At 41.6% G+C, this 21,507-nt stretch carries 26 protein-coding genes; 8 read left to right on the forward strand and 18 right to left on the reverse strand.

What is annotated here, in order from left to right; translation table 11 throughout:
- Nucleotides 1-367: 367 nt before the first annotated feature.
- Complete coding sequence (locus tag QUA97_RS13845) at nucleotides 368-1,192, reverse strand: S1C family serine protease (RefSeq protein ID WP_194070607.1); 825 nt, start codon at nucleotides 1,190-1,192, stop codon at nucleotides 368-370.
- A 352-nt stretch (nucleotides 1,193-1,544) separates the two neighbouring features.
- Nucleotides 1,545-2,516, reverse strand: a complete 972-nt coding sequence (gene hemC, locus QUA97_RS13850; protein WP_194070608.1) for a hydroxymethylbilane synthase — start codon at nucleotides 2,514-2,516, stop codon at nucleotides 1,545-1,547.
- A gap of 325 nt (nucleotides 2,517-2,841) precedes the next feature.
- Here hemC and QUA97_RS13855 point away from each other — a divergent pair, with 325 nt between their 5' ends.
- Both QUA97_RS13855 and QUA97_RS13860 read left to right on the forward strand, forming a co-directional pair.
- Complete coding sequence (locus QUA97_RS13855) at nucleotides 2,842-3,297, forward strand: Panacea domain-containing protein (protein WP_194010649.1); 456 nt, start codon at nucleotides 2,842-2,844, stop codon at nucleotides 3,295-3,297.
- Nucleotides 3,298-3,738: an MAG6450 family protein gene (locus QUA97_RS13860; RefSeq protein WP_194010648.1), complete on the forward strand. Its 441-nt coding sequence runs from the start codon at nucleotides 3,298-3,300 to the stop codon at nucleotides 3,736-3,738.
- 36 nt (nucleotides 3,739-3,774) lie between these two features.
- Here QUA97_RS13860 and QUA97_RS13865 read toward each other — a convergent pair whose 3' ends face one another.
- The 3 genes from QUA97_RS13865 to QUA97_RS13875 all read right to left on the reverse strand — a co-directional run bounded on the left by QUA97_RS13865 (nucleotide 3,775) and on the right by QUA97_RS13875 (nucleotide 6,059).
- The gene (locus QUA97_RS13865; protein ID WP_194010647.1) at nucleotides 3,775-4,011 is read right to left on the reverse strand and encodes a type II toxin-antitoxin system Phd/YefM family antitoxin; all 237 of its coding nucleotides are present in this window, start codon (nucleotides 4,009-4,011) and stop codon (nucleotides 3,775-3,777) included.
- A gap of 71 nt (nucleotides 4,012-4,082) precedes the next feature.
- Entirely contained in the window at nucleotides 4,083-5,111 is a 1,029-nt protein-coding gene (locus tag QUA97_RS13870; RefSeq protein ID WP_333194911.1) for a hypothetical protein, read from the reverse strand.
- Between the two features lie 387 nt (nucleotides 5,112-5,498).
- Nucleotides 5,499-6,059, reverse strand: coding sequence for a hypothetical protein (locus QUA97_RS13875; protein ID WP_333194912.1), 561 nt, complete (start codon nucleotides 6,057-6,059; stop codon nucleotides 5,499-5,501).
- Nucleotides 6,060-6,243: 184 nt separating this feature from the next.
- Between QUA97_RS13875 and QUA97_RS13880 the strand changes: the two genes are divergently transcribed.
- From QUA97_RS13880 to QUA97_RS13895, 4 genes are all read left to right on the forward strand, one after another.
- On the forward strand, nucleotides 6,244-7,329 hold the full coding sequence (locus QUA97_RS13880) for an RNA ligase (protein ID WP_333194913.1): 1,086 nt from the start codon (nucleotides 6,244-6,246) through the stop codon (nucleotides 7,327-7,329).
- Nucleotides 7,330-7,412: 83 nt separating this feature from the next.
- The gene (locus tag QUA97_RS13885; protein ID WP_333194914.1) at nucleotides 7,413-8,261 is read left to right on the forward strand and encodes a phosphatase domain-containing protein; all 849 of its coding nucleotides are present in this window, start codon (nucleotides 7,413-7,415) and stop codon (nucleotides 8,259-8,261) included.
- 4 nt (nucleotides 8,262-8,265) lie between these two features.
- A complete protein-coding gene (locus QUA97_RS13890) occupies nucleotides 8,266-8,643 on the forward strand; it encodes a hypothetical protein (protein WP_194070612.1) in 378 nt (125 codons plus the stop codon).
- 72 nt (nucleotides 8,644-8,715) lie between these two features.
- Nucleotides 8,716-9,306: a Uma2 family endonuclease gene (locus tag QUA97_RS13895; RefSeq protein WP_194070613.1), complete on the forward strand. Its 591-nt coding sequence runs from the start codon at nucleotides 8,716-8,718 to the stop codon at nucleotides 9,304-9,306.
- Between the two features lie 242 nt (nucleotides 9,307-9,548).
- Here the strand turns inward: QUA97_RS13895 and QUA97_RS13900 are convergent, their stop codons facing one another.
- Both QUA97_RS13900 and QUA97_RS13905 read right to left on the reverse strand, forming a co-directional pair.
- Entirely contained in the window at nucleotides 9,549-11,084 is a 1,536-nt protein-coding gene (locus tag QUA97_RS13900) for a mercuric reductase (protein ID WP_333194915.1), read from the reverse strand.
- A gap of 16 nt (nucleotides 11,085-11,100) precedes the next feature.
- Complete coding sequence (locus QUA97_RS13905) at nucleotides 11,101-11,832, reverse strand: TVP38/TMEM64 family protein (protein ID WP_194070615.1); 732 nt, start codon at nucleotides 11,830-11,832, stop codon at nucleotides 11,101-11,103.
- A 148-nt stretch (nucleotides 11,833-11,980) separates the two neighbouring features.
- On the opposite strand from QUA97_RS13905, the gene QUA97_RS13910 reads away from it, so the two are divergent.
- Both QUA97_RS13910 and QUA97_RS13915 read left to right on the forward strand, forming a co-directional pair.
- Complete coding sequence (locus QUA97_RS13910) at nucleotides 11,981-13,006, forward strand: isochorismatase (RefSeq protein ID WP_194070616.1); 1,026 nt, start codon at nucleotides 11,981-11,983, stop codon at nucleotides 13,004-13,006.
- Between the two features lie 107 nt (nucleotides 13,007-13,113).
- Nucleotides 13,114-13,275 (forward strand): hypothetical protein, encoded by a 162-nt coding sequence (locus tag QUA97_RS13915; RefSeq protein ID WP_333194916.1) that lies wholly within the window; start codon nucleotides 13,114-13,116, stop codon nucleotides 13,273-13,275.
- 171 nt (nucleotides 13,276-13,446) lie between these two features.
- Here the strand turns inward: QUA97_RS13915 and QUA97_RS13920 are convergent, their stop codons facing one another.
- The 11 genes from QUA97_RS13920 to QUA97_RS13970 form a co-directional block, all read right to left on the reverse strand.
- A complete protein-coding gene (locus tag QUA97_RS13920; RefSeq protein ID WP_333194917.1) occupies nucleotides 13,447-13,917 on the reverse strand; it encodes a hypothetical protein in 471 nt (156 codons plus the stop codon).
- A gap of 480 nt (nucleotides 13,918-14,397) precedes the next feature.
- Entirely contained in the window at nucleotides 14,398-14,994 is a 597-nt protein-coding gene (locus QUA97_RS13925; RefSeq protein ID WP_333194918.1) for a hypothetical protein, read from the reverse strand.
- Nucleotides 14,984-15,532, reverse strand: a complete 549-nt coding sequence (locus QUA97_RS13930) for a C39 family peptidase (protein WP_333194919.1) — start codon at nucleotides 15,530-15,532, stop codon at nucleotides 14,984-14,986. Before QUA97_RS13930 ends, QUA97_RS13925 begins: the two co-directional genes overlap by 11 nt.
- A gap of 57 nt (nucleotides 15,533-15,589) precedes the next feature.
- Nucleotides 15,590-15,886, reverse strand: a complete 297-nt coding sequence (locus QUA97_RS13935; RefSeq protein WP_333194920.1) for a hypothetical protein — start codon at nucleotides 15,884-15,886, stop codon at nucleotides 15,590-15,592.
- Nucleotides 15,887-15,891: 5 nt separating this feature from the next.
- Entirely contained in the window at nucleotides 15,892-16,284 is a 393-nt protein-coding gene (locus QUA97_RS13940) for a hypothetical protein (protein ID WP_333194921.1), read from the reverse strand.
- Nucleotides 16,285-16,570: 286 nt separating this feature from the next.
- Entirely contained in the window at nucleotides 16,571-16,831 is a 261-nt protein-coding gene (locus QUA97_RS13945) for a hypothetical protein (RefSeq protein ID WP_333194922.1), read from the reverse strand.
- Nucleotides 16,832-17,159: 328 nt separating this feature from the next.
- Nucleotides 17,160-18,350: a hypothetical protein gene (locus tag QUA97_RS13950; protein WP_333194923.1), complete on the reverse strand. Its 1,191-nt coding sequence runs from the start codon at nucleotides 18,348-18,350 to the stop codon at nucleotides 17,160-17,162.
- A complete protein-coding gene (locus tag QUA97_RS13955; protein WP_333194924.1) occupies nucleotides 18,347-19,141 on the reverse strand; it encodes a hypothetical protein in 795 nt (264 codons plus the stop codon). Before QUA97_RS13955 ends, QUA97_RS13950 begins: the two co-directional genes overlap by 4 nt.
- 101 nt (nucleotides 19,142-19,242) lie before the next feature.
- Nucleotides 19,243-19,656 carry a hypothetical protein gene (locus QUA97_RS13960; RefSeq protein ID WP_333194926.1) on the reverse strand — a complete coding sequence of 138 codons (414 nt, stop codon included), beginning with the start codon at nucleotides 19,654-19,656 and terminating at the stop codon, nucleotides 19,243-19,245.
- Nucleotides 19,616-20,131, reverse strand: a complete 516-nt coding sequence (locus QUA97_RS13965) for a hypothetical protein (protein WP_333194927.1) — start codon at nucleotides 20,129-20,131, stop codon at nucleotides 19,616-19,618. Before QUA97_RS13965 ends, QUA97_RS13960 begins: the two co-directional genes overlap by 41 nt.
- A 351-nt stretch (nucleotides 20,132-20,482) precedes the next feature.
- Entirely contained in the window at nucleotides 20,483-21,403 is a 921-nt protein-coding gene (locus QUA97_RS13970) for a hypothetical protein (protein WP_333194928.1), read from the reverse strand.
- Nucleotides 21,404-21,507 lie beyond the last annotated feature (104 nt).

Below are 21,507 nucleotides of genomic sequence, written 5' to 3' on the forward strand. Positions count from 1 at the left end.
AGACTACACCATTATTCTTGCCCAATCCGGGAAGGATGTCAATAGATGTCTAAGAATTTAGTTACAGTTTCTTCCCCCTTTCTCTCGAAGTTATCCTTGGTAAGCATACTACTGCTACTGTGACCTGTTGTTTGCAGTCGAGTGGGTGGGTCGCAACCACTTATATCTTACAAGTTTTTTTGCTAGAGAAACAGTAAATTGTCGCTCTTTTTCATATACCTTGCTTGGCTTATATCCCAACGCCCAATTGAGTACAATTACAGCGTGGGACTTACGCCAATTGAGTTAAGGAAATAGCGCTCACCTTTTCCATCCCCTCTCATAAAAAGTGCGATCGCCCTCTTGACAGATTAGGAACAAATCCCGACTAATTCTGAGAATCGTCCTCAAAAGTTTCCTCAAATCCAGCTAAAAAGTCATCCAAAGCGACCGAGGCGATCGCCAAATTAATACTATCAGCATCCTCCAATCCCCACACATTCACCCCAACCACTTGACCGGCCATATTAATCAGCGGCCCGCCGGAATTTCCCGGATTAATCGCCGCATCAGTTTGCAACACCCTCACCTCAGCAACCCGATCCTCTTCCTCCCCTTCCTCAGACTCATCAGGTTCGCGAATTGCACTAATAATACCTTGAGTTAAAGTTGCAGCAAACTGTCCCAAAGGATTACCCACCGCAATTACCGGATCGCCCACTTTCACATCAAAAGATAACTCTAAAGGAGGATGCTCTTGGGGAGATTCCACTTGTTCCCCTGTTTCGGGATCGAAGGTAAAATCGCTAATCAAGAGTAATGCTAAATCTTCTTCAGCATTACCAGTAAACACCACCTCCGCCAATCTCAACTTTCCGTCATTAGTTTCCACTAAAACCTGTTCGATTTCATCTTCTTCATAGAAGTAATCTTCATCCGCAATATCTTCGATTACGTGATAGTTAGTGACAATTATATCCGGCGATACAAAAAAGCCGCTTCCCGAAGAAATTTCTAGTTCTGTATCCCAATCCATCACGTAAACTGAAACTATCGACGGCAAGATTTGTTCGACGACATCCGAGAAACTTCCTGCTTGAGTTTTGAACTCTTTCAATTGCTGCTGCAAAGCTTTTTGATCTGCCTGCATTTTCCGATAAAGTTCCTGAACTTTTTGCACTTCCAGCTTTAATTGAGTTGCTCTAGCGCTCATATTTTTGCCTTTCCCTAAAATAGATTGCTGATTTATTTTGGATGTTTGATTGTAGATTTTAGATTGGTATGTTGACAATAATCAGACTAAGACCCAGGAAACCCGGTTTTTCCGAAAAATCCTAGGCTTTGCACCCCGGCATTCATCCATCAACCTGGTTTCTCAACAGCAGCCCTCAATTAGTCAGATATTTGTGAAATCATCCGCAATTTTCTCTAAAATTCCCATCAAACACCTAGAAACATACTGCTAATTTACTCGTTTTTGTCAAAGCGAACCGCCAGTTATTTTGTTTTCAATAAAAGGCGATATTTCGCGTTTAAGCGCCTTGACAAATAAATGCTGACTTGGTTTAGGAACCGCGTTGAACTTCGATAAAAATTTCCTCCAAAATTTCGCTTGCTCCCTGTTCGCGCAGGCGGTGAGCGAGGTCAATTCCCAGCATTTCAGCAGTCTCGGCAGCGCCGGAAACAGTATCTTTGACGAAGCGCTGGCCGTCGAGACTCGATACCATTCCGGTTAAGGTTAATTGACCGTTTTCTATTTTGGTATTAACGCCGATTGGTACTTGACAGCCGCCTTCTAATTCCCGCAGAAATGCGCGTTCGGCATAACATCTTTGGGCGGTTTCCGTATGTTCGAGAGCTTTAATCACTTCCATGATTTCTGTATCTCCGGCGCGGCATTCGATGCCCAATGCACCTTGTCCGACGGCGTGAAGGGAGATTTCAGCAGGGATAATTTGATGGATGCGATCGCCCATTCCCAATCTTTCCAATCCTGCAACTGCTAGAATAATGGCGTCGTAACCGCCATCATCTAATTTTGCGAGTCGAGTATTGAGATTGCCCCGAATATCTTTAAATTCAAAATGAGGGAAATGGTGCCGCAGTTGAGCCAGCCGCCGCAGGGAAGAAGTGCCGATTACGGAACCTGCGGGGAGGGTATCTAGTTGCTTGTCTTTGTGCTTGGAGTTCACTACCAAGGCGTCAGCGGGATTTTCCCGTTCGGTGACGCATCCTAAAATTAAACCTTCGGGCAAATTGGTAGGTAAATCTTTGAGGGAATGAACGGCAAAGTCCGTTTCATTGTTGAGCATTCCCGTTTCTAATTCTTTGGTAAAAAGTCCTTTGTCGCCGATTTTAGCGAGGGCGACATCAAGAATTATGTCCCCTTGGGTGGACATGGTGTGGACTTCAAAAGTGTGTTCCGGGAAGTGTTTCTGTAGCTGTTCTTGCACCCAGTGGGTTTGCACTAGAGCGAGTTGGCTTTTACGGGAACCGATGCGGACGGTTCGGGAGGGGGCAGATGTGGTTGGGGACATAAGATCGATTGGAGGATAGCTTGAAATCAGCCAATATATTGACCTGATCTAGCGTACCGCAGGTGGGGACTTTAATTGCTGGTTGGCACAATTAGGGGGATAAAACTGAGCCGATCGACCTAGAGAGCGAAAGGCAGCCGACGGTGTATGATTTGCCTAGGGTCGATCGGGCCTAAGCTGGTGCAAGCTGAAGAGTTTGCTCCCAGGTTGCAGGATTTGAGGCGAAAAATGTGGGAATAAGGGGGAAAGGGCGATCGAACTTCTCAAGCCACCGAATAGTTTACCATAAAAAGTCAATTTGTCAAATTACTAAAATCCTAAAACTATGAAAAGCGCTCTGGATGTAGCTCGTTACTTTTTATGTCGTGTCGATCGAGAAGCAGGCGATACTATTTCTCCTCTCAAACTGCAAAAACTCGTTTATTACGCACAAGCTTGGAGTTTAGTCTTTAGAGGCCAGCAGCTATTTTTTCAAGATATTGAAGCTTGGGTTTCCGGCCCCATTGTCCGCCATGTTTGGGATGAGTACAAAGCTTACAAATATACCGATATTCCCGCTCCCGATAATTTTGAGGGAGAATTTGAGGAAGATGAGATTGAGGTACTCGAAGAAGTTTGGAATGCTTATGGAGAATTAAGTGCTAAACATTTGGCAGAATTGACACAATCTGAGACACCTTGGCTCAACGCCCGCCAGGGATTAGAACCGGCGGAAAAATCAACTAAAATCATTTCCCACGAGGATATGAAATCCTGCTATGCACCTTTGGTGGAGGCGTAAGTGGGTAAAAAAAGTCAAATACCAAAGCCACCTCAAAACAAGCAACAAAGAAGAATTCCAGAGCAAGCAACTCAGTTAAATCGACCAAGCAGTACAGATGACGAGCATCCTAGCTTCAGATTCACTTATGCAGATAAAAATCGTTGGCTTCTATCTGACTGGACATCATCAGAAATCAATGACCTAATTGAAGGACTCAAGAAAATTGAGAAATATACTTGGGGTCAAATCAAAGGTCACGGCTCAAAAAAACGAGGTGAATCAGTGGGAACGGGTTATAAGTTGATTAACATTCATCCGACTTTGCCTGACAATATTCCTGAAGATGAGAGATTATCAGAAATGCGAATTGATGAGAAAAAACGGATATTTGGGTTTCGCGTTCAGTCTGTTTACTACATCATTTTGTTTGACCGCAATCATTCAGTTTGTCCCGAATAAAAATATTTGTTATAGATATGAAAGTTATTATATAAATCAATACCGTGCTTCCTCCCTTAGCTTAATCACAGTTGCACTCAGGGGTTCGCCCTTGACATTAATGGAGTTTCGTAATGCTTTATGCCTAGCTAACCACTCCTCCTTGGATAGCGGTGGGACTACGCGAGCTACTACTTTGCCCTCCTGTACGATTGTCACTTCTTCTCTTTTTGCCACCTTTTCCAAGATAGCTTGCAGATTCTGCTTGCCTTCTTCAACACTAATCGCAGGCATCTTATTGGTTTTTTTAGGTACAATTTAATTGTACATCAAGGAAAACTTCAAATCTCAAATCTAAAATAGTATTAACGCGACCCAGCTTGAAGTGCAGAATTTGCTATCCCAACAACTTCTGACTGCCTTCCATTTTTGAGACTTACTCGGTAAAGTACACCCAGCCTTTGCCACTCCACATAAGAAATGCAGTAATTACCGCAAGTCTGGAAATAAATTCCCCTCATTCCGCCTGCTAATTCAATGCTTCTATAAGAATCCCTCGGCAATTGCGATGGAGGCGAAAACGGTTCATTTTTTTTAGCTTCGATTGTGCCGAAAGCACAAGCTCCGGCGCGGCAGTCTTTGCCTAAATATATTTCAACAATGTAACCGTGGGAGCCAGCTTGCACGTCAAAATCAAGTTGCTGAGTGTCAGATAAAGGAAGTATGCTCGGCAGAAAAACAGGTACTCGTGTTTTGCCTTTGATTTGCTGAGAAATGTTACTTACAGGAAAACGAGTATTAGCTTGATTTGTACCTGAATTGTTGGGAATTGGGGGAAATTTCTGGACAAAGTTTCTCCATTGTACAACTCTAGTTTTCTCAAGGTTCAGAGTAGGAATCGAATATTTTTCTACAGCAAGAGATGGCTGGCCGCCTGGAAGGTCGAAATTGCGGCGAATTACTGTAATTTCTGGTTTCCCTAACCCGTAAGTTGTGGCTGTGGTGCGGGCGAGATTGCAGCTAATTTTGAAGTTTCCCATGTCAATGTTGCCATTTGCGGCTCCGTAAGACCAATTGTAACCGGCCCAAGTGCGATCGCGATCGCACAAAAAATGAGAAATCTCAAACATCTTGGCAATATGAACATCGTACAACCGCAACTTGGAGCTGTCGGCAGATTGTGTAGTATTGCGATCGGGCACAATAAATTCTGCGGATTGCCAGCCATCTTTAGAAGTATAATTAAACCAGCGAATTTCTGTGATTTGCGTTTCTGTCCTTGCTAGGGCTGAGTATGGTATCAAAACTGCGTTAGCGAAGCCATCGAAGAGGATCGTCAAAGCAGTAACCACACCAACAACAATCGCCCCAAATAGCCATCTTCCCCTCATCATAATTTCCCTCCAACTAGATAAGCATAACAAACCATATTACATTCGGCTGCGGCTTGCTGTCGGTTAACATTTATAGCCTTTATCAAACAGGTGAGAAGTCAATCGATTTTAAATTTTATATACTTCGATTTCGCCCTACAAGTTTTAGATTTGGGATTGAAGAATTGAAGGATTCACTGCTCCTATGCTGTCCCGTAGATTACCACAACAAAAAAGGTTCGTAGCGCGGAATAAAGTCCGCATAATGAACAAAATTTTATCGTCGTCAATCGAACTGACTTGATATCAATACCTCATTTTTCACTCTAACGGCCCTATCATACAATAACAGTAAGGTACAAAGGACGCACCCTACCTAATTATTTCCTGTATTCAAGACTGCAAAACTTAACGTTTTCTCGCTAAAATAGCAGAATTAGCTGTTAAAATCAAATCAGATTCTCCTCCGTTTTTAATTGATATGGTATACATAAACCCCTGGTTTTTCCACTGAATAGATGCCGTGCAGTAAGCACCGCAACCGTTGTGAAAAACTCCTTTCATTCCGCCGGCAAGTTTAACATTTTTTAAAGTCTTAGTTACCCCTTCTAATTTCTTAGAAAATTCACCGCCTTTTTGAGCTCGAACTTCCCCAAAATTGCAAGCTCCCGCACCCCGGCAATTTGCTGTATAATCTATTGAAATACCATAGCTATTCGGTTGCGCTTGGCTGTAATAGTAAAGCTTCTGCGAAACAATAAGCCGAGTGGGAATAAAAATCGGTACTTGTGTTTTGCCTTTTAATTTTGCCAAGATTTGACTTACCGGGACAGCAGTACCCGCTACAGCCACAGATTGGGTTTCCGGCAACCGCTGCGACAATTCGCCCGCACCCAAAACTCGCGATAGAGGTACTAAAGCAGTCAACACGCACGCAGAAGTCGCCAAAAGTAATAATTTATTGTTCACTGTTTTTGTCCTAGATGTTGAAACATTCCCTTTTTCCAACTGCATTCACCTATTTACAACGATACTCCACAATACAAAAATCATCAGATGGATCCAGAAAAAATAGTTTAATTTTTGTTTACAAATTCGCCAAAATATACAGTTGCCGATAAAATAGAGCAAGCGACAAACTTAGGAGTCGAACGTGGAACTGCAAGAGTATTTACGCCAGCACGGATTAGAAACATTGTGCGAAACTTATCATATCAAAGTTACCCGCCACCGCCAATACCCCAATCTAGTCTGTTTGAAATACTCGCAGATAGAATCTCCCATGGGCGAAAAAATAGTCCAGCAGTGCCGGGGTATTATTTTAGACTCATCTCAAGATTGGCAGATTGTTTCCTATCCCTACGAAAAATTTTTTAACTACGGAGAAATTCACGCCGCTGCAATTGATTGGAGTCATGCCAAGGTTTATGAAAAATTAGACGGTTCCTTGACTGTACTGTATTTTTATCAAGGAGAATGGAGAGTTCAATCTAGTGGCACTCCCGACGCAGCCGGCGAAGTTAACGGTTTTGGATTCAGCTTTGCCGAACTATTTTGGAAAGTCTGGCAAGAGTTGGGATATCAATTACCTGTTGAAACTGATTATTGTTTTATCTTTGAGTTGATGACACCTTACAATAGAATAGTTGTTCAACAACCCAAAAATCAAATCGCCCTCCACGGAGTTCGCAATACTCAAACTCTCCAAGAAACAGACCCCAGTATTTGGACGCATAAATACGGTTGGCAATTAGTCGCATCCTATCCTTTAACTAGCTGGAAAGAAGTTATTGAAGCTGCTAAGCATTTAGAACCGATGGATTCGGAAGGATATATTATTTGTGATGCTAACTTCAACCGAGTTAAGGTTAAGTCTCCGCAATATGTCGCGATTTCCCATCTCCGCGAAGGATTTTCTACTCGCAGGATGATAGAAATTGTTTTAACTAATGAAGGAGAAGAGTTTTTAGCTTATTTTCCAGAGTGGAGTGAGTTGTATAAACAAGTTAAGGATAAATATGAATTGTTAGTTCAAGAAATCGAGGAAGTTTACCGACAGCACGAACAGATTGAAGTTCAGAAAGAGTTTGCTTTTGCTGTGAAACATTTGCCGTATTCGGGGATTTTGTTTTCTTTGCGAAACCGCAGAGTGGTGGGTGTGAAAGAAGCTCTCCGCGATGTTACGATTCATAAGATAGAGGAGTTATTGGGTTTGGATTACATCAATTTAGGTTTGTGAAGAAGATGTCAGTAGTCAGTTGCCAGTTGTCAGTTGTTAACAGTCATTCCTAACAAATTACCAATTACCCATTCCGCATTACCATGAAAAGAGTTGTTGTACTTGTCGGTTTGCCTGCTTCGGGAAAATCTCAATTTGCGCGAGAATTGCTGCTGTCTGAACCTGCAAGATGGGTGCGGACGAATAAAGATTTGTTGAGAGAAATGGCTCATGCTTCCCATTGGTCGCCTGCTAATGAAAAGTTTATTTTGCAGTTGAGAGACACGGTTATTTTGATGGCTTTGGAAAGCGGCAAGCACGTAATTGTTGATGATACTAATTTCGGGCCTCACATCGAGCAGATTAAGGAGTTGGTTAAGGGTAAAGCTATCGTAGAAGTTAATGATTCTTTCCTGCAAGTTCCGGTGGAGGAGTGTATTAAACGGGATTTAAAAAGACTTAATTCGGTGGGGAAAGATGTGATTTTGAAGATGTACAATAAGTATGTGCGGGTTCCCGTTGTGCCGCCGGAATATAACCCGGATTTGCCGGATGCAATTATTGTGGATATGGACGGTACGCTGGCACTTCTCAATGGTAGAAATCCTTTTGATGCTTCAAAGTGCGATCGCGATTTACCGAATCAGCCTGTCTTAGATACCGTCCGCAAGTGGCAATCCAGCGCTAATATTATCGTAGTGTCGGGCAGAACCGATGACTGTCAGCCTCAAACTGAACAATGGTTGCAGCAGTATGAGGTGAATTATCACAGTCTTTATATGCGGAAAACTGGGGATATGAGGAAGGATGCGATTATGAAGGAGGAAATCTATCAGCAGCATATTGCAGGGGAATATAATGTTAAGTTTGTATTGGACGATCGCCAGCAAGTTGTTGATATGTGGCGTTCCTTTGGATTGACGGTATTTCAAGTAGATGAAGGGGATTTTTAAAATCATGAAAACTGAATTTTTTGCCCCTTGCTTTGAGGCTATTGAAGACAATTTATACATCGGTTTTTCTGAAGCAGAAGGGGGCGAACATTATTTCATCCTGACACGAAAAGAAGGATCTGAAGCAGAGACTATTCCTAACAAAAAAAACATCTATGCAGAATTGGACGATGAATACTGGACAGAAGATGCAGGCATCGATTTTGTTACTCTTAGTCGCGATCGATTTACTGTTCGTTTCGGTTCCGATACTATAACTCTTCTAGAATGCGATGAGGTCGCAATTACTTTCTCTTTAGAAGATGCTGATTTTGAAAGATTAAGGCACGTATTACAGAAGATAATGCGGGGGTATGAAAATAGATTCAATTTAATTGATTAGTCAATTGAGTGCCGGTGAGGCTGCAGCTAACTCTAATGCTATAATCAAAGTAACAGTGACAAAAAAATTGTTATGATATCCATTCCCCAAGAACCCACAAAAATGACGGTTGAGGAATATCTCGAATGGGAAGCTCAACAAGAGATTCGCCACGAATATGTCAACGGCGAAGTTTTTGCCATGACAGGCAGTACAATTCCTCATAACGATCTTGCACTCAACTTTTACACTGAATTGCGCCCGCATCTGCGTTCCAGAGGCTGTCGGATCAACGTGTCAGATGTGAAATTGCAAGTCACTTTTCAAAGCCGTTACTACTATCCTGATGTGATAGTCAGTTGCGATCCTGAAGACTTGAATTCCCGCACATTCATTCAGAATCCTAAAATAATTGTGGAAGTTCTTTCCCCTAGTACAAGTGCTAAGGATAGGGATGAAAAATTCACTTGTTACCTGAAAATTCCGACTTTGCAAGAGTATATCTTGATTGATTCACAAAAGATTTTTGTTGAGGGTTACTGTCGGGGAGAGGGGAGAATGTGGCTGTACTATTCTTACACTGCTGGGGAGATTATCACTTTATCAAGTATTGGGTTTGATTTGCCGATCGCACTTTTGTATGAAGGTGTTGGATTTGAAACAGAAACAGAAACAGAATCATAAAAATACACCTAATTTTGCAGCTTTTTTATGAACAGGCAAGATGCCTGTTCCACAGAGAGTGAATTTTATTTTGTGGTGGGCTTCGACGCCGCCCATAAAAGCCGATAATGAACAGGTAAGGATCGCAAATTAAATAATTTACACAAGTTTGTGGGACGGGCGGGACACCCATCCCACAAGAAATATCAAATTATAAGTTATTTAATTCTCATTCCTAAGATGCCTGTTCCACAATTATTTATCTATCGCGTCCAAGCCAGCCAGCGGTTAAACAAAGTTTTCACAAACGGCGTCAAACGAGTGCGATTGTAAGCATCCCCAGCTTTACGAATAGCCTCAGCTTGCGTCGGATACGGGTGAATTGTGCTAGCAATTTTTCCTAAACCAATATTGTTAACCATTGCTAAAGTAATTTCGCTAATCATATCCCCGGCGTGTCGCGCTACAATAGTTGCACCTAATATTTTGTCGCTGCCTTTCTTGACGTAAATTTTCACAAATCCTTCCTCTTCACCGTCAATAATTGCCCGATCGACTTTATCGAAAGGAATCAAAAATGTATCGATATCAATGCCTTTTTCCTTAGCCTCGCGATCGCCCATTCCGACGCGCGCCACTTCGGGATCTGTATAAGTACACCAAGGTATCGTCAAAGCGCTGAGTTTTTTGCGCCCGAAAAATAGAGTGTTTTGAATCACCATTCTCGCGGCAAAATCAGCAGCGTGAGTAAATTTATGCTTCATGCAAATGTCCCCAGCGGCATAAATGCGGGGATTAGTAGTTTGCAACTTGTCGTTGACAAATACGCCTTTTTGTGTATCGTATTCTACGCTGACAGATTCCAGATTCAATCCTTCCACGTTGGGCGATCGCCCCACACTCACAATAATTTCATCTACTATTACCGATGCTTCCTGGTTGTGCGATTGATAATAAATTACTTTGCCTAAATTTGTTTGCTCAACGCAAGATATTTGGGATTCAAGTATTAGTTGAATTCCTTCCCGCAGAAAAACCTGCTGCACAATTGTCGCAGCATCCGCATCTTCCTTGTCCAAAATATGAGCATTTTTATGCAGCAACACGACTTCAGAACCCAGCCTGCGAAAGGCTTGAGCCAATTCGCAGCCGATCGCCCCAGCGCCAATTACAGCCAAACGCTGAGGTCTTTCTGTGAGGTTAAATACAGTTTCATTTGTCAGATATCCAGCTTCCTGTAAGCCGGGAATTTGGGCTTGTCGCGCCCTTGCACCTGTGGCAATTACTGCTTTTTTAAAGTGCAGAGTTTGACCGGCAACTTCTATGGTAGAATTGCTAGTGAAACTACCGGAACCTAAGAAAACATCGACTCCTAATTTGTGCTGGTAGCGTTCAACAGAATCAACATCGCTGATTCCCGCCCTGATGCGGCGCATCCGTTCCATGACTGCGGGAAAATCCACTTCTGGATTGTTAGAAATATTAACACCAAATTTATGAGCATTCCAGATATCGCCGACAGTGCGCGAGGATCTAATTAAACTTTTTGAAGGTACGCAACCGACATTCAAACAATCGCCGCCCATCAAATGTTTTTCAATTAATGCAACTTTTGCACCCAAACCAGCCGCCCCCGCAGCCACAATTAATCCGGCGGGCCCCGCGCCAATTACTACTAAATTGTAACTGCTAGCTGGCTGGGGATTCACCCAATCTGACGGATGCAAATAGGAGACTAATTTTTGGTTGTATTCGTCCATCGGGGGGACGGTTACGCGATCGACTTTTGACTGCGACACGAGCAAATTCTCCTAATTAAACAGTTTCATCCAAAGCCTTGCGAGCAATCTTAGTTATATATAAAGTTACTGCGACAGCAGCCGTAAAACCGATCAAATTTATCGACCATTTTACAGCTTCTGCTTGGGGACTTGTCGGTTCAGTTCCCATACCAATTGCAGCAATATCTCCTATCAATGAACCAGAGTAAACGTACATCAAAGTTCCCGGAATCATCCCGAAGGAACCTAACACGTAATCTTTTAAAGAAACTTGGGTAACTCCCAAGGCGTAATTCAATAAATTGAAGGGAAATAAAGGACAAAGACGGGTTAAAAAGACTATTTTAAATCCTGATTTAGCAACGGCGCGATCGAGGGCTTTGAACTTCGGGTGAGCTTCCATGTATTTTACCACGCGATCGCGCGACAGGTATCGCCCGATCGCAAAAGCAAGGGTAGCCCCTAAAGTTGCTGCGACAAACACGTAGATGGAACCCCACCACAGGCCAAACAGCACCCCGCCTCCGAGGGTGAGGGCGGAACCAGGTACAAACAGTATAGTAGCTAAGTTGTAGGTAGCGATGAAACCTACTGGGCCCCAAATGCCTAAATCCTCGATTTGGATTAAAACAGTTATTAAAAATTGTTGAACGTAGGGAGATTTAGTTGCTACAATTAAGAGGGGGATGAAAAGGGCGATCGACAAAAACCAGAATTTTTGATTGTTTTTTTTAGGCGAATAATTGTGATTTAGTTCTGGTGGCATAATTCACCCGTAAATAGTTATTTGTATTATATGAGAGTATAGAGCATTTTTTTTGAACCGCAGAGGACGCAGAGGGCGCTGAGAAAGATATCAGATAATGAGAGGCTATTTAAGTTATTGTTACAACTCACTCTAAAATAGATAGGCTATGATACCAAAAAATCAACTCCCAATTCCTGAATATTTCGAGGCAAAAAAAGTAGGCGAAGTTTGGCGCGTACCTTACCAAGAACGGGCTTGTCAAGCAAAAAGTTGGGCGAAACAGCACGAAATCCCGCCCGCCGCCAGGGACACAAACCGCATTTGTTTGTTGATAATCGATGCCCAAAATACTTTTTGTTTGCCGGATTTTGAACTCTTTGTAGGCGGGCGTTCCGGTAGCGGTGCAGTAGACGACAACCTGCGCTTGTGCGAGTTCATTTACCGCAATTTAGATAGAATTACAACCATTGCGCCGACAATGGACACCCACACTGCGATGCAAATTTTTCATCCAATTTTTTGGATAAACGATGCAGGCGAACACCCCCTCCCAGCCGCCACATTAATTACGCTGGAAGATGTGCAAAAAGGTATTTGGAAAGTCAATCCAGCCGTCGCCGACAGCATCAGCGGTGGGAATTTTTCGGCCCTAGAAAAACACGCTCTCCACTACGTGCAGAAACTCAGCAATGACGGCAAATTTCCCTTGACAATTTGGCCCTATCATTCTATGTTGGGCGGCATCGGACACGCCCTGGTTTCCGCTGTGGAAGAAGCGATATTTTTTCACAGCATCGCCCGCAACAGTCAAGCACTTTTTGAGATTAAGGGCGGCAATCCCTTAACTGAAAACTATTCGGTTTTGCGGCCGGAAGTTTTAGACGGGCCGGATGGGGTTTCTATTGCCCAAAAAAATGCTAAGTTTATCGATAAGTTGCTAGGTTTTGATGCGGTAATTATTGCGGGACAAGCAAAGAGTCATTGCGTTGCTTGGACGATTGATGATTTGTTGACGGAAATTTTGGCGCGAGATGTGAAGTTGGCTAAGAAATTTTATTTGTTGGAAGATTGCACTTCGCCGGTGGTTGTTCCAGGTGTTGTTGATTTTACGGAAGCAGCAGATGCGGCTTTTCAAAGATTCGCAGTGGCGGGGATGAATGTGGTTCAATCTACTCAGTTTGAGCTAGAATAAAGATAAGTTGGCAATAGGCTATGACTATGACCTCAGTATCTAATGATATGAATACCTTTGACCAAGTGCTAGAAACTGCTTTAAAACTAACCTACGAACAGTAGGAAATGTTGATTAAAATTCTAAAAAACCGCCACCGCGAAAGTCGCCGCGCAGAAATAGCTACAAATGCCCAACAAACCTTGGCTGATTTCCGTGCAGGCCAATTTCGACAGCAGTCAGCCGAGGAAGTCATTGCAGCTTTGGGCCAATATTTATCAACTGATTGATCGAATCTAACTTACCCAAAAAAATCTCTATAGCGGTTCTCAAGCGTGGTGAGGATAGCCCTAGGCCCTAGGCCCACGGATGCCAGGGGCACCTCCTATGAGAGCTCGAAATGCTATATCTCTCTCAGCGCTCTCTGCGTTCTCTGCGGTTCATTAATTCCTATAATCCAATTATTTGCCATCCAATCTCGGCACGCCTTCTAAAAAAGGGCCGCTCAACATTAATTCAGTGATCCTATCTAACTTGCCGCTGATTGGCAATTTTTTATCTGTTTGAAATCGCTCGATATCTGCTTTCAAATCGCCACTATTATATCCTGATTTTGTCAAAAAATCGATCGCCTGTTTGTCACTTAACAAGATATCGGCAGACCGAAAAATCGGCACATATTCATTCCGCCAAACTAAGGCAAAAGTTGCTCTGTCTAAATAGAAAATCTTGCCCCGCGCCGGGTCTCCAATGGCTGCTACACTGTCATTTATTCCTAGCAAAGCCACCGCGTGCGGCAGTTTTCGACCTCCATCAAACAGCCAAAATGCTAGCACTCCGGGGCGATTAATTTGCTGGATTTGCTCCCAAGTGGGCGCTAGTTCGATCGCATTTACACCCAACCCCCTCGCTGCTACAATCAACTGTGGCATCGCTTAACCTAAAATCAATAGTTTCAAGCATTCTCAGACTCAATTCTAGAAAATTTCTAGTTACTTAACGTATTCAGTACATCCTAGCCGTTGAGGATGCTTGCTTAAAAGAACAAATTTTCTAGTCAGTTTCTAGCAAGCAGTATCGCTGCAATAAAATACACCCCTGTAAGTGAGGGGTGTAAGCGGTCTGTCATTATTTTGTGTCAATCTCGCTATGCACGTGATTCGATTGAGAAAGGTTTGTGTCAATCTCGCTGTTGACAAGCTAGTCTGCTTGCGACCGGTCGATCGGAGGGTTAAGAAAGCCATCATGCTTAACCAGTCCTAAGCAGACTAGCTCGACTAACCGGTCAACAGCTTGACTCATATTCCCAGTCAGTTTCAGAACAGCGACAGTTTTTGGCTTGAGTGTCAGGTTTACCCGGACGGCATTCTTGCGGTTGCCACCGGGTATAAGATTGTCGAGAGATTTAGGGTTTACTGGCATTGTAGGAATCCGTCTGTTCTGAAATTTTCATTATTGATTGCGATCGCGCTAGCGTATCCAACGTTTAATATTTCGCAGCGCTCTATGCTGCTTAAGCCCGGTGTAACAGAATAACTAACTATTATTCCCGTACATATTATTCCCGTATCATTGACATAAAATACCTTTTGAAAATAGGGTAACGGCGAGGCATTAGACCAACCCGCTTCAGCTAGTTGTTGGCCGACGGCTTCTGCTTCTCTATCGATATAAATGTTGGTCACTCTGTCGGTGTCTACGTACATATGGGATTGCCCGGTACACCAGTCTGTCAAATACCGGTAAGGAAGTTTTAGCGCTTCGGCATAGCCATAGTCAGCAAAATATTCTGCCCAATTTCTAAATCCAATTATTGCATTATCAGCAATTTCTTCGTTTAAATCGTCGTAGTAATCAGAGAAATTTACAACAATGGCATCGAATTTAAACTTAATCGGTAGATACCACGCTTGCGCCCACACATTACAGGTATCTACATTTATGCACTGTTGCGGGTAGTAAGTATCAGAGGAGATACATTCAAAACCTAATTTGCAATTATTCATCATTTAAACCATCAATAAAGTGTACCCAAAATTCACCATCATAGGCACAGGCTCTCCGGATTAAATCGTATGAATAGTGCAAGTAAGCACCGCTTGCGGTCGTATCATAGCCATCAGGGAACCACTCACCATAGGGATCATGAACGATTAAACCCGTGTCATCATAACCAACAACCACAACGATGTGTCCAAAACTTGTAAAGTAGCCGTGAATTATACAAGGTAATTCACTATTTAAATGTTTCACGACTTCCTCAATTGTGGCGTTAACCTTGAACACTGACTTAGTATTGAAAACTTTCATGATTTTTACTAAGTCACTGGGTACGTGCCTATTTAGCCCCAAACCTTCCATTTCTTCATAAATTACATCTTCGAGTTGTACTGTTTTATTGATGTTAGGAACGTCAAGCATAACGGCGGGATTGATAAACTCGATTACCATTGCCACACTGGTAACATTGCAAGCGCCGTAAGGATTAAATAGATTGTCGAGTTGTGATTTATACGGTACGTTAAGTTTTATCATTTTTGCTTCCACCTTTTGAGTGTTTATTTGATTTACACCCCTGTAAGTGAGGGGTGTATTTGTGAAACATTACCAACCTATCTGTTCATCTGGCGGTTTAGAGTTAGCGCCAGTACCCGAAATTACTAATGGTGGATCGCCCTCTATTTCTAGGGCTTTCTTTAAAGCGATACGCATAAATTGACTTTTTGTCAATCCCGATCGCAGTAGCGCTAAAAGTAACTTGTCGTGGTCACTATGTTCGCAATCAAAACTAATTGTTACGCCCTTGTGATGTCTCTTTTTTTTCTGCTTATTTCTGGCTTCTATTAATTGAGCCTCAATAAGTGTCAGTCTTTCTTCGAGAGTTAGTTGCTGTTGAGTCATATTCCTCAACCTAGCTGTTCCTTCAAGACATCAAGGCAACTTGTGTTTGAATTCGACTCTTTCGCTTTAAGTAACTCCATTTCCAGCGCCTCAATTTCCGCCTTGTAGTTTGATTCGATGTCACTACATTGTTGCTGCCATTTGTCGGAAAGCTCCAAGGCTTCTTCTAAATCTTTTTCAAGTTCAGAAGCACGTTTGGCTTTAATATTTCGCATCGCAACCATAGCGTTGTATTTTGTAGTCAAATTGTTGCATTCTGATTGCAATTGCTCAATAACAGCTTCCCTTTCTTTTAAATCTGAAATCAAGCAATCAACCGTTATCTGCAATCCGCAGATGACACTAGCTAATAAATCCGCCCTGGTCACTTTTGCTTTAATGCGATCGATGTTTGTCATTTAATATTTACCTGGTGATTTGTTCTATTTACACCCCTGTAAATGAGGGGTGTAAATACTAAATGTGTGGACTAGGTTCTAACTCGGATATCACTTAAGTGACACCCTCGGCAAGGACGGTATAGGTAACAATCAAAGCGCTTACCATTCTTGTCGCCTTCGCGTGACATTCCTTGATAGCGCCAAAATTGCCCTTTACTAACTATCGTTTGAGGGTAGGTTAATTCGGTTGATTTAACCCTATAAAACGACTTTTCCAGTTCAGAAGTTTTCAGGCAAACAAGAATCACATCAAAACCTCGTCGTCCTCGTCGTCCTCGTCGAAGTCAATATTATTAACCTGTAACTCGCTAGATTCAAAAAAATCTAGTAAAGCTTGAAGTGGGTGAATCCACACAAGTGCAGATTGTTTTAATTGCGATACATCCCCGTCTGACTGTGGAGCGTCCCATTGCCACAACCAAGTCCCCGTTTCTGGAATTTCCACCAACCTTAAAGGAATATTGGGCGAGGAGTTGATTTTTTTGATAAAAGTCGAAATATCCATATTTTTTTTGACCGTGGGTAAACAACATAGTTTAAAGTCAATTTCGGACTCTACAAGATTTATAGATTCCTCGACACTCTCTGCATCCAGACTGAAAGTAATCTAGATGAGCCAAGTTCCAAACCGAGTTTAGATTTACACAGATTTCTAAATTCTGTAGTAGCTATCTCAGGGCTTAATTCGCTCGACAACCACATAAAAAAACTAGCGAATTCACTAAATTTCTGAGGTTGCTCTAAAAAATCGATAATCATTGAAACTTTTGCTGAATCTTCAGAGTAAGGGAAAGTACAAACCATGTACTCTAGCGTAGTATTTTCGGTATCGTTCATTTGTTGTTTTTATTAATATAAATGTAAACAATCGAGCGCCCCTCTTTTTTGGGTACAAAACCTACTTCTTTTAAGATTTGGTGAACCCGTGTTAATTTAGGACGTTCTATTACGCCTTCGACAACAAACGATTCTATAGCTTCTTTTAGGTGTCGTGGCGTAACTTGAATTGTAGCGCTAGCGCTTAATTGATTCCAGTCACTTTGTGGAAAACCAAGGATACTTTCTAGTGCAGTAATTATTGTTTTTTCCAAAAAAGTTAACCGTTTTATATTGGTGGCATCCAACCATCTGGTCGTATCCTCAATGCAGTCGATTAGGGAGTTCCAACAACCGATAGTTAAACCCGTAACCAATACGTCAAGTAATAAAGTCCAATGTTCTCTACTGTGCCTTGGTGGTTTTTTGATTAACCCTAGTAATTCCTCCTTGTACTTTACTTGTGTTTCCCAGTTAGAGGGGTTTTCCCAGAAAAGTTTAATTGCCGTTTTAAATTGATGCCAGTTGATTTCGTGAATATCTAAGGCATCACCTAAATTGACAGTTTTGGTAGTGCGAATAGTTACAGCACGACGGCGTAATTCTTGGCTTTCTAGTTCCCACACAGTCGTATAAACTTTACAACAAAACGTTTTAAACTCAACATTCTTGCCATCCCCGGCGGAAATGTAAGTAGTATCTGTCTCACGATTGTAACCATTCAAGAAAGATGCTAGATACTCATCTTTTTTAAATGAATCTTCATTCAAGTTATCGATGAGCAGTAGGCAATTCTTTTCTACTTTTTTATTGCCAGGGTCAACCCATCTAATTAGGTTGATGTGGTTTTTCAAACTTGCGCCCGTACTTTGTCCGCTGATTAATGTTTGACCGGATAGCTTAGATAAAGCAGTTAATAATTGTGACTTACCGCTTCCAGGCTCTCCAATGATTTGAACTATCGGCAAAATATGGCACAATACAGAGGGAAGAGCACTCACGCTAGCTAGGAATTTATATTCCCATTTTGTAAGTCCAAACGTAATACTTGCTAGCACATTTGCTAAATCTAAGCCTAATGCTCGCTGATTATCGGATAACAAGTTTAAACCTGTATTATCTCTTTCTAGCGCCAATCTACGGGCGAATTCGTGAATTTTTTCTGGTTCAGATTCGCCCGTAGATTGGCTAATTTGCTCGTCGGTCATTTGGTATTTGCTCCAATAATAAATGCAATCGTCTCAAGCGCGCTCGTTAGCGCTCGTGTCACCGCTTCAGGCTGTTTAACGTCGGGATTTGCCAAATACATAGCCTGTAAATGTAAGTCGAACAGGTCTTTGAATTCAAACCCTGACGCTAGCTCCTGTTTAATAAAAGCTAATCGAGCTAGCAATTTTTCTGATTCCGATTCGGGTTTAACATAGTTGTTGCTGTATGTTTTTTTACCCGCACCAACCCCTGCATCAGCAGCTAATTCTTTTAAATCGGTTTCAGTGATTGAAGTTAACTCGTTAATTGGTTCGAGTGCTACAACTTGAGCGTTAAGCCTGTCACACTGGCTGTATAAAAACTCTTTCTTAGTGTCATCATCAACCTTTTGTACTTGCTCGATTAACTCGAAAAACATCGGATTGATCCAAGGGCAGATTCGTCCTTTAAATTTAGAAAAGAGCTTTGTTTTACTGGCTAGTAATTCGTAAAGATGTTTCTCGCCATTGCTCGGCTCTGTGTCCTTGTATTTACGAAGGTCACGATCATATTCGGGTTTTTTGGATTTGTATACCTTAAAAATGACCTTCTGTCCTTCTGGTTTCCAATTAGCATCTTTGTAATTTTTGTAATTTACAAGGCTTTCTAGAGCGCCTAAACAGGTTATACAGGTATCGGTAATGTCAAGGTATAATTCCGAGAATGTCATCAGATCTGAATTTTCGGGTTGATTAAAGTAAAGCGTATCAAAGCCAGTGCCGTCTTTTTTTGTGCTTACGTTGATTGTCATTTTTGTCTTTGTTTGGTGAATACAGGTGCTTATTCAATTTACACCCCTGTAAGTGAGGGGTGTATTTACATAATGTGTGATTGGAGCGGTTTTTGGTAAAATCAATTGACTTTTTGAATTGATTTTAGGTAAGCTTTTAAGAGGCTTTGGCGTGTTAGAGCAAAGTCAATATCTGCATCCTCTGCGGTACTCTTAATAGTCAAAAAAGCATCTACGCAGTCGTTAATAGATTCGGCTAAAAAGTCAGTAACGCTATCTACAAAAACATTGATTTGGTTCGGCTTGTTACTCAAGATATCTACAATCAACGGCGCTAAAACTTCTAGCAATTGATATGCTACAAACTGACTATCAAACGTTACAATTCGAGGTGTTGACTCCTTTAATTTTGTATTCTCACCATTGAGAATACAACGTTTTACGATGTCAACCGGCGCGTTCAAAATATCTGCATTTAGATTGCGGTTGTTTGGACTATGAACTTTTGACCAATGTATTTTTTCTGGTAATTCCATGTTTGTCTACATATTGAGCGTTTGTTGCAAGGTAAGCTCTTAAGTCAGCCAAGTTGAGTGATTGCGGATAGGCAACGCCAAAATAGCTCTGTCTTTTTTCGGACACAATAATTGTGAGCTTTCTAATTTCAGGTTTGAGTAATTCCATTGCTTGAAATTTAAGCTTAGCCGTAGGCGTTAAAACACCTTTAGCTTCTACGTAACAATTTAGATTAGGTGCAATTATTTGAAAATCAGCAATGTACCTAATAGCGCTGGAATATACCGTTTTTGGCTTCAGAAGGACTGAGCGATGCAAGTGAATGAACTCGTCGCTTATGTACTCCCTTAACGTTAGGTACACTTTGAACTCAAGTATGCTGTCAAATTTGACAATGTCGGGATCTCTACCTAGAGCGCCCAATGGGCGGTAGTCGAGAACCTTATTTAACCGACGGTCGTAATAGACAAACTTGTTATTAAATTTGTTAGCCATTAAATACAAAACCAATCAGCTATCAAACTTTGTGCGATATTGGTAAAAGTTTGATAGCTGATTGGTTTTGTATTATTTCGTTACATTTGATTTTAGAATTGTAAAGTTTTGTTACAACCTACTTGACAAGCAATTTTTTAAATGGTTCTATTAAATAACAGGTTTCAAAACAACAAAGGATAATTTTAGGGCGGGTTAATTTGGGCGGGAATTATTATTATAATATAATATAATAATATATAATATAATAATATATAATATAATAATATATAATATAATATAATATATACACTCACATATTTATAAAATACACCCCTGTAAGTAAGGGGTGTAAATTGAATATGCAAGCAATCACTTAAATAAAATCACTTTACGTTTAACCAATTGGATCGGCTTGCTTTTCAGTGTTAGCTTCAAAACTGCTCTGTCAAAAATCACATCGACTACAGGGCGCTGTTCTGGTAGTTCTACCTTGTCACCCAATACTGTTACTGTGCGTACTTTGTACTTTGTATTAGACGTGCTACCAGACAAATGAAAGCTATTCTTATCCGGTACTAAATCAACAATTTTAAGGATTGCTGCAAATAAAGCTATGCCAGCGGTTTTATTTTTACATAAAGCCCAACCTTCCAAGCCTTGTAGTCTAGGGATTAATCCGCTGTAGCTTAAACAGCTTTTTCCTTTTTCCCATTTGTACTCGGTATCGCCAAAAACAGTTTTAATTTTTTTAGCCAATTTGCCAACATCAGCGGGCATTAACTTTTTGGCTAAATTTAGCGCTGCTATTTCATCACTGTCTGTATATCCGGGTAATCGCAGGCGCTTTAAGCTTACCGCCCCTGTTTCTGATACAAAGTACAGCTCAATCAGTGGTAAGCCCGCTAAGGGCGGTTTACTTCCCTTACCTGATGTGATACCGCCGTCCCCCCCTAGTTGATATCCTATGGCGTTAATATGCTTTATTAAGTCTCTATCGGTTCCCGACAGGTCATAGTAAGTCATTTTATCTTTAGCATCGGGATAGTAGCGAATCCAGCGCCCTATGTCGCTTTTATCTTTTGGGGTGATGTCAGTAAATTTCGGCTTAGTCCATTTACTCAATTCTTCTTTTTTTTCACGATCGGGCGGTTTACTGAAATTTTCCCACCATTCATCGAAATCAATTCCGCCCGTTTGGATAAGTTCACGGATAGCAAAAAGTAAACTAGGTTCCTCGGTCGTGAGCTTTAAATCGGACGCGCTAGCTTTCGGTGTCTTGCCAGTAGCCATATTATTTTATTTCAATCCTATTGTATGTATATCGTGAATGAAGCAACGGCGCTAGATATAGCTTAATATAAAAGTCAAAACCCTATAGGTTTAGTGCAGGATGT

The sequence above is a fragment of the Microcoleus sp. CZ3-B2 genome (assembly GCF_036705055.1).
Taxonomy (GTDB): domain Bacteria; phylum Cyanobacteriota; class Cyanobacteriia; order Cyanobacteriales; family Microcoleaceae; genus Microcoleus.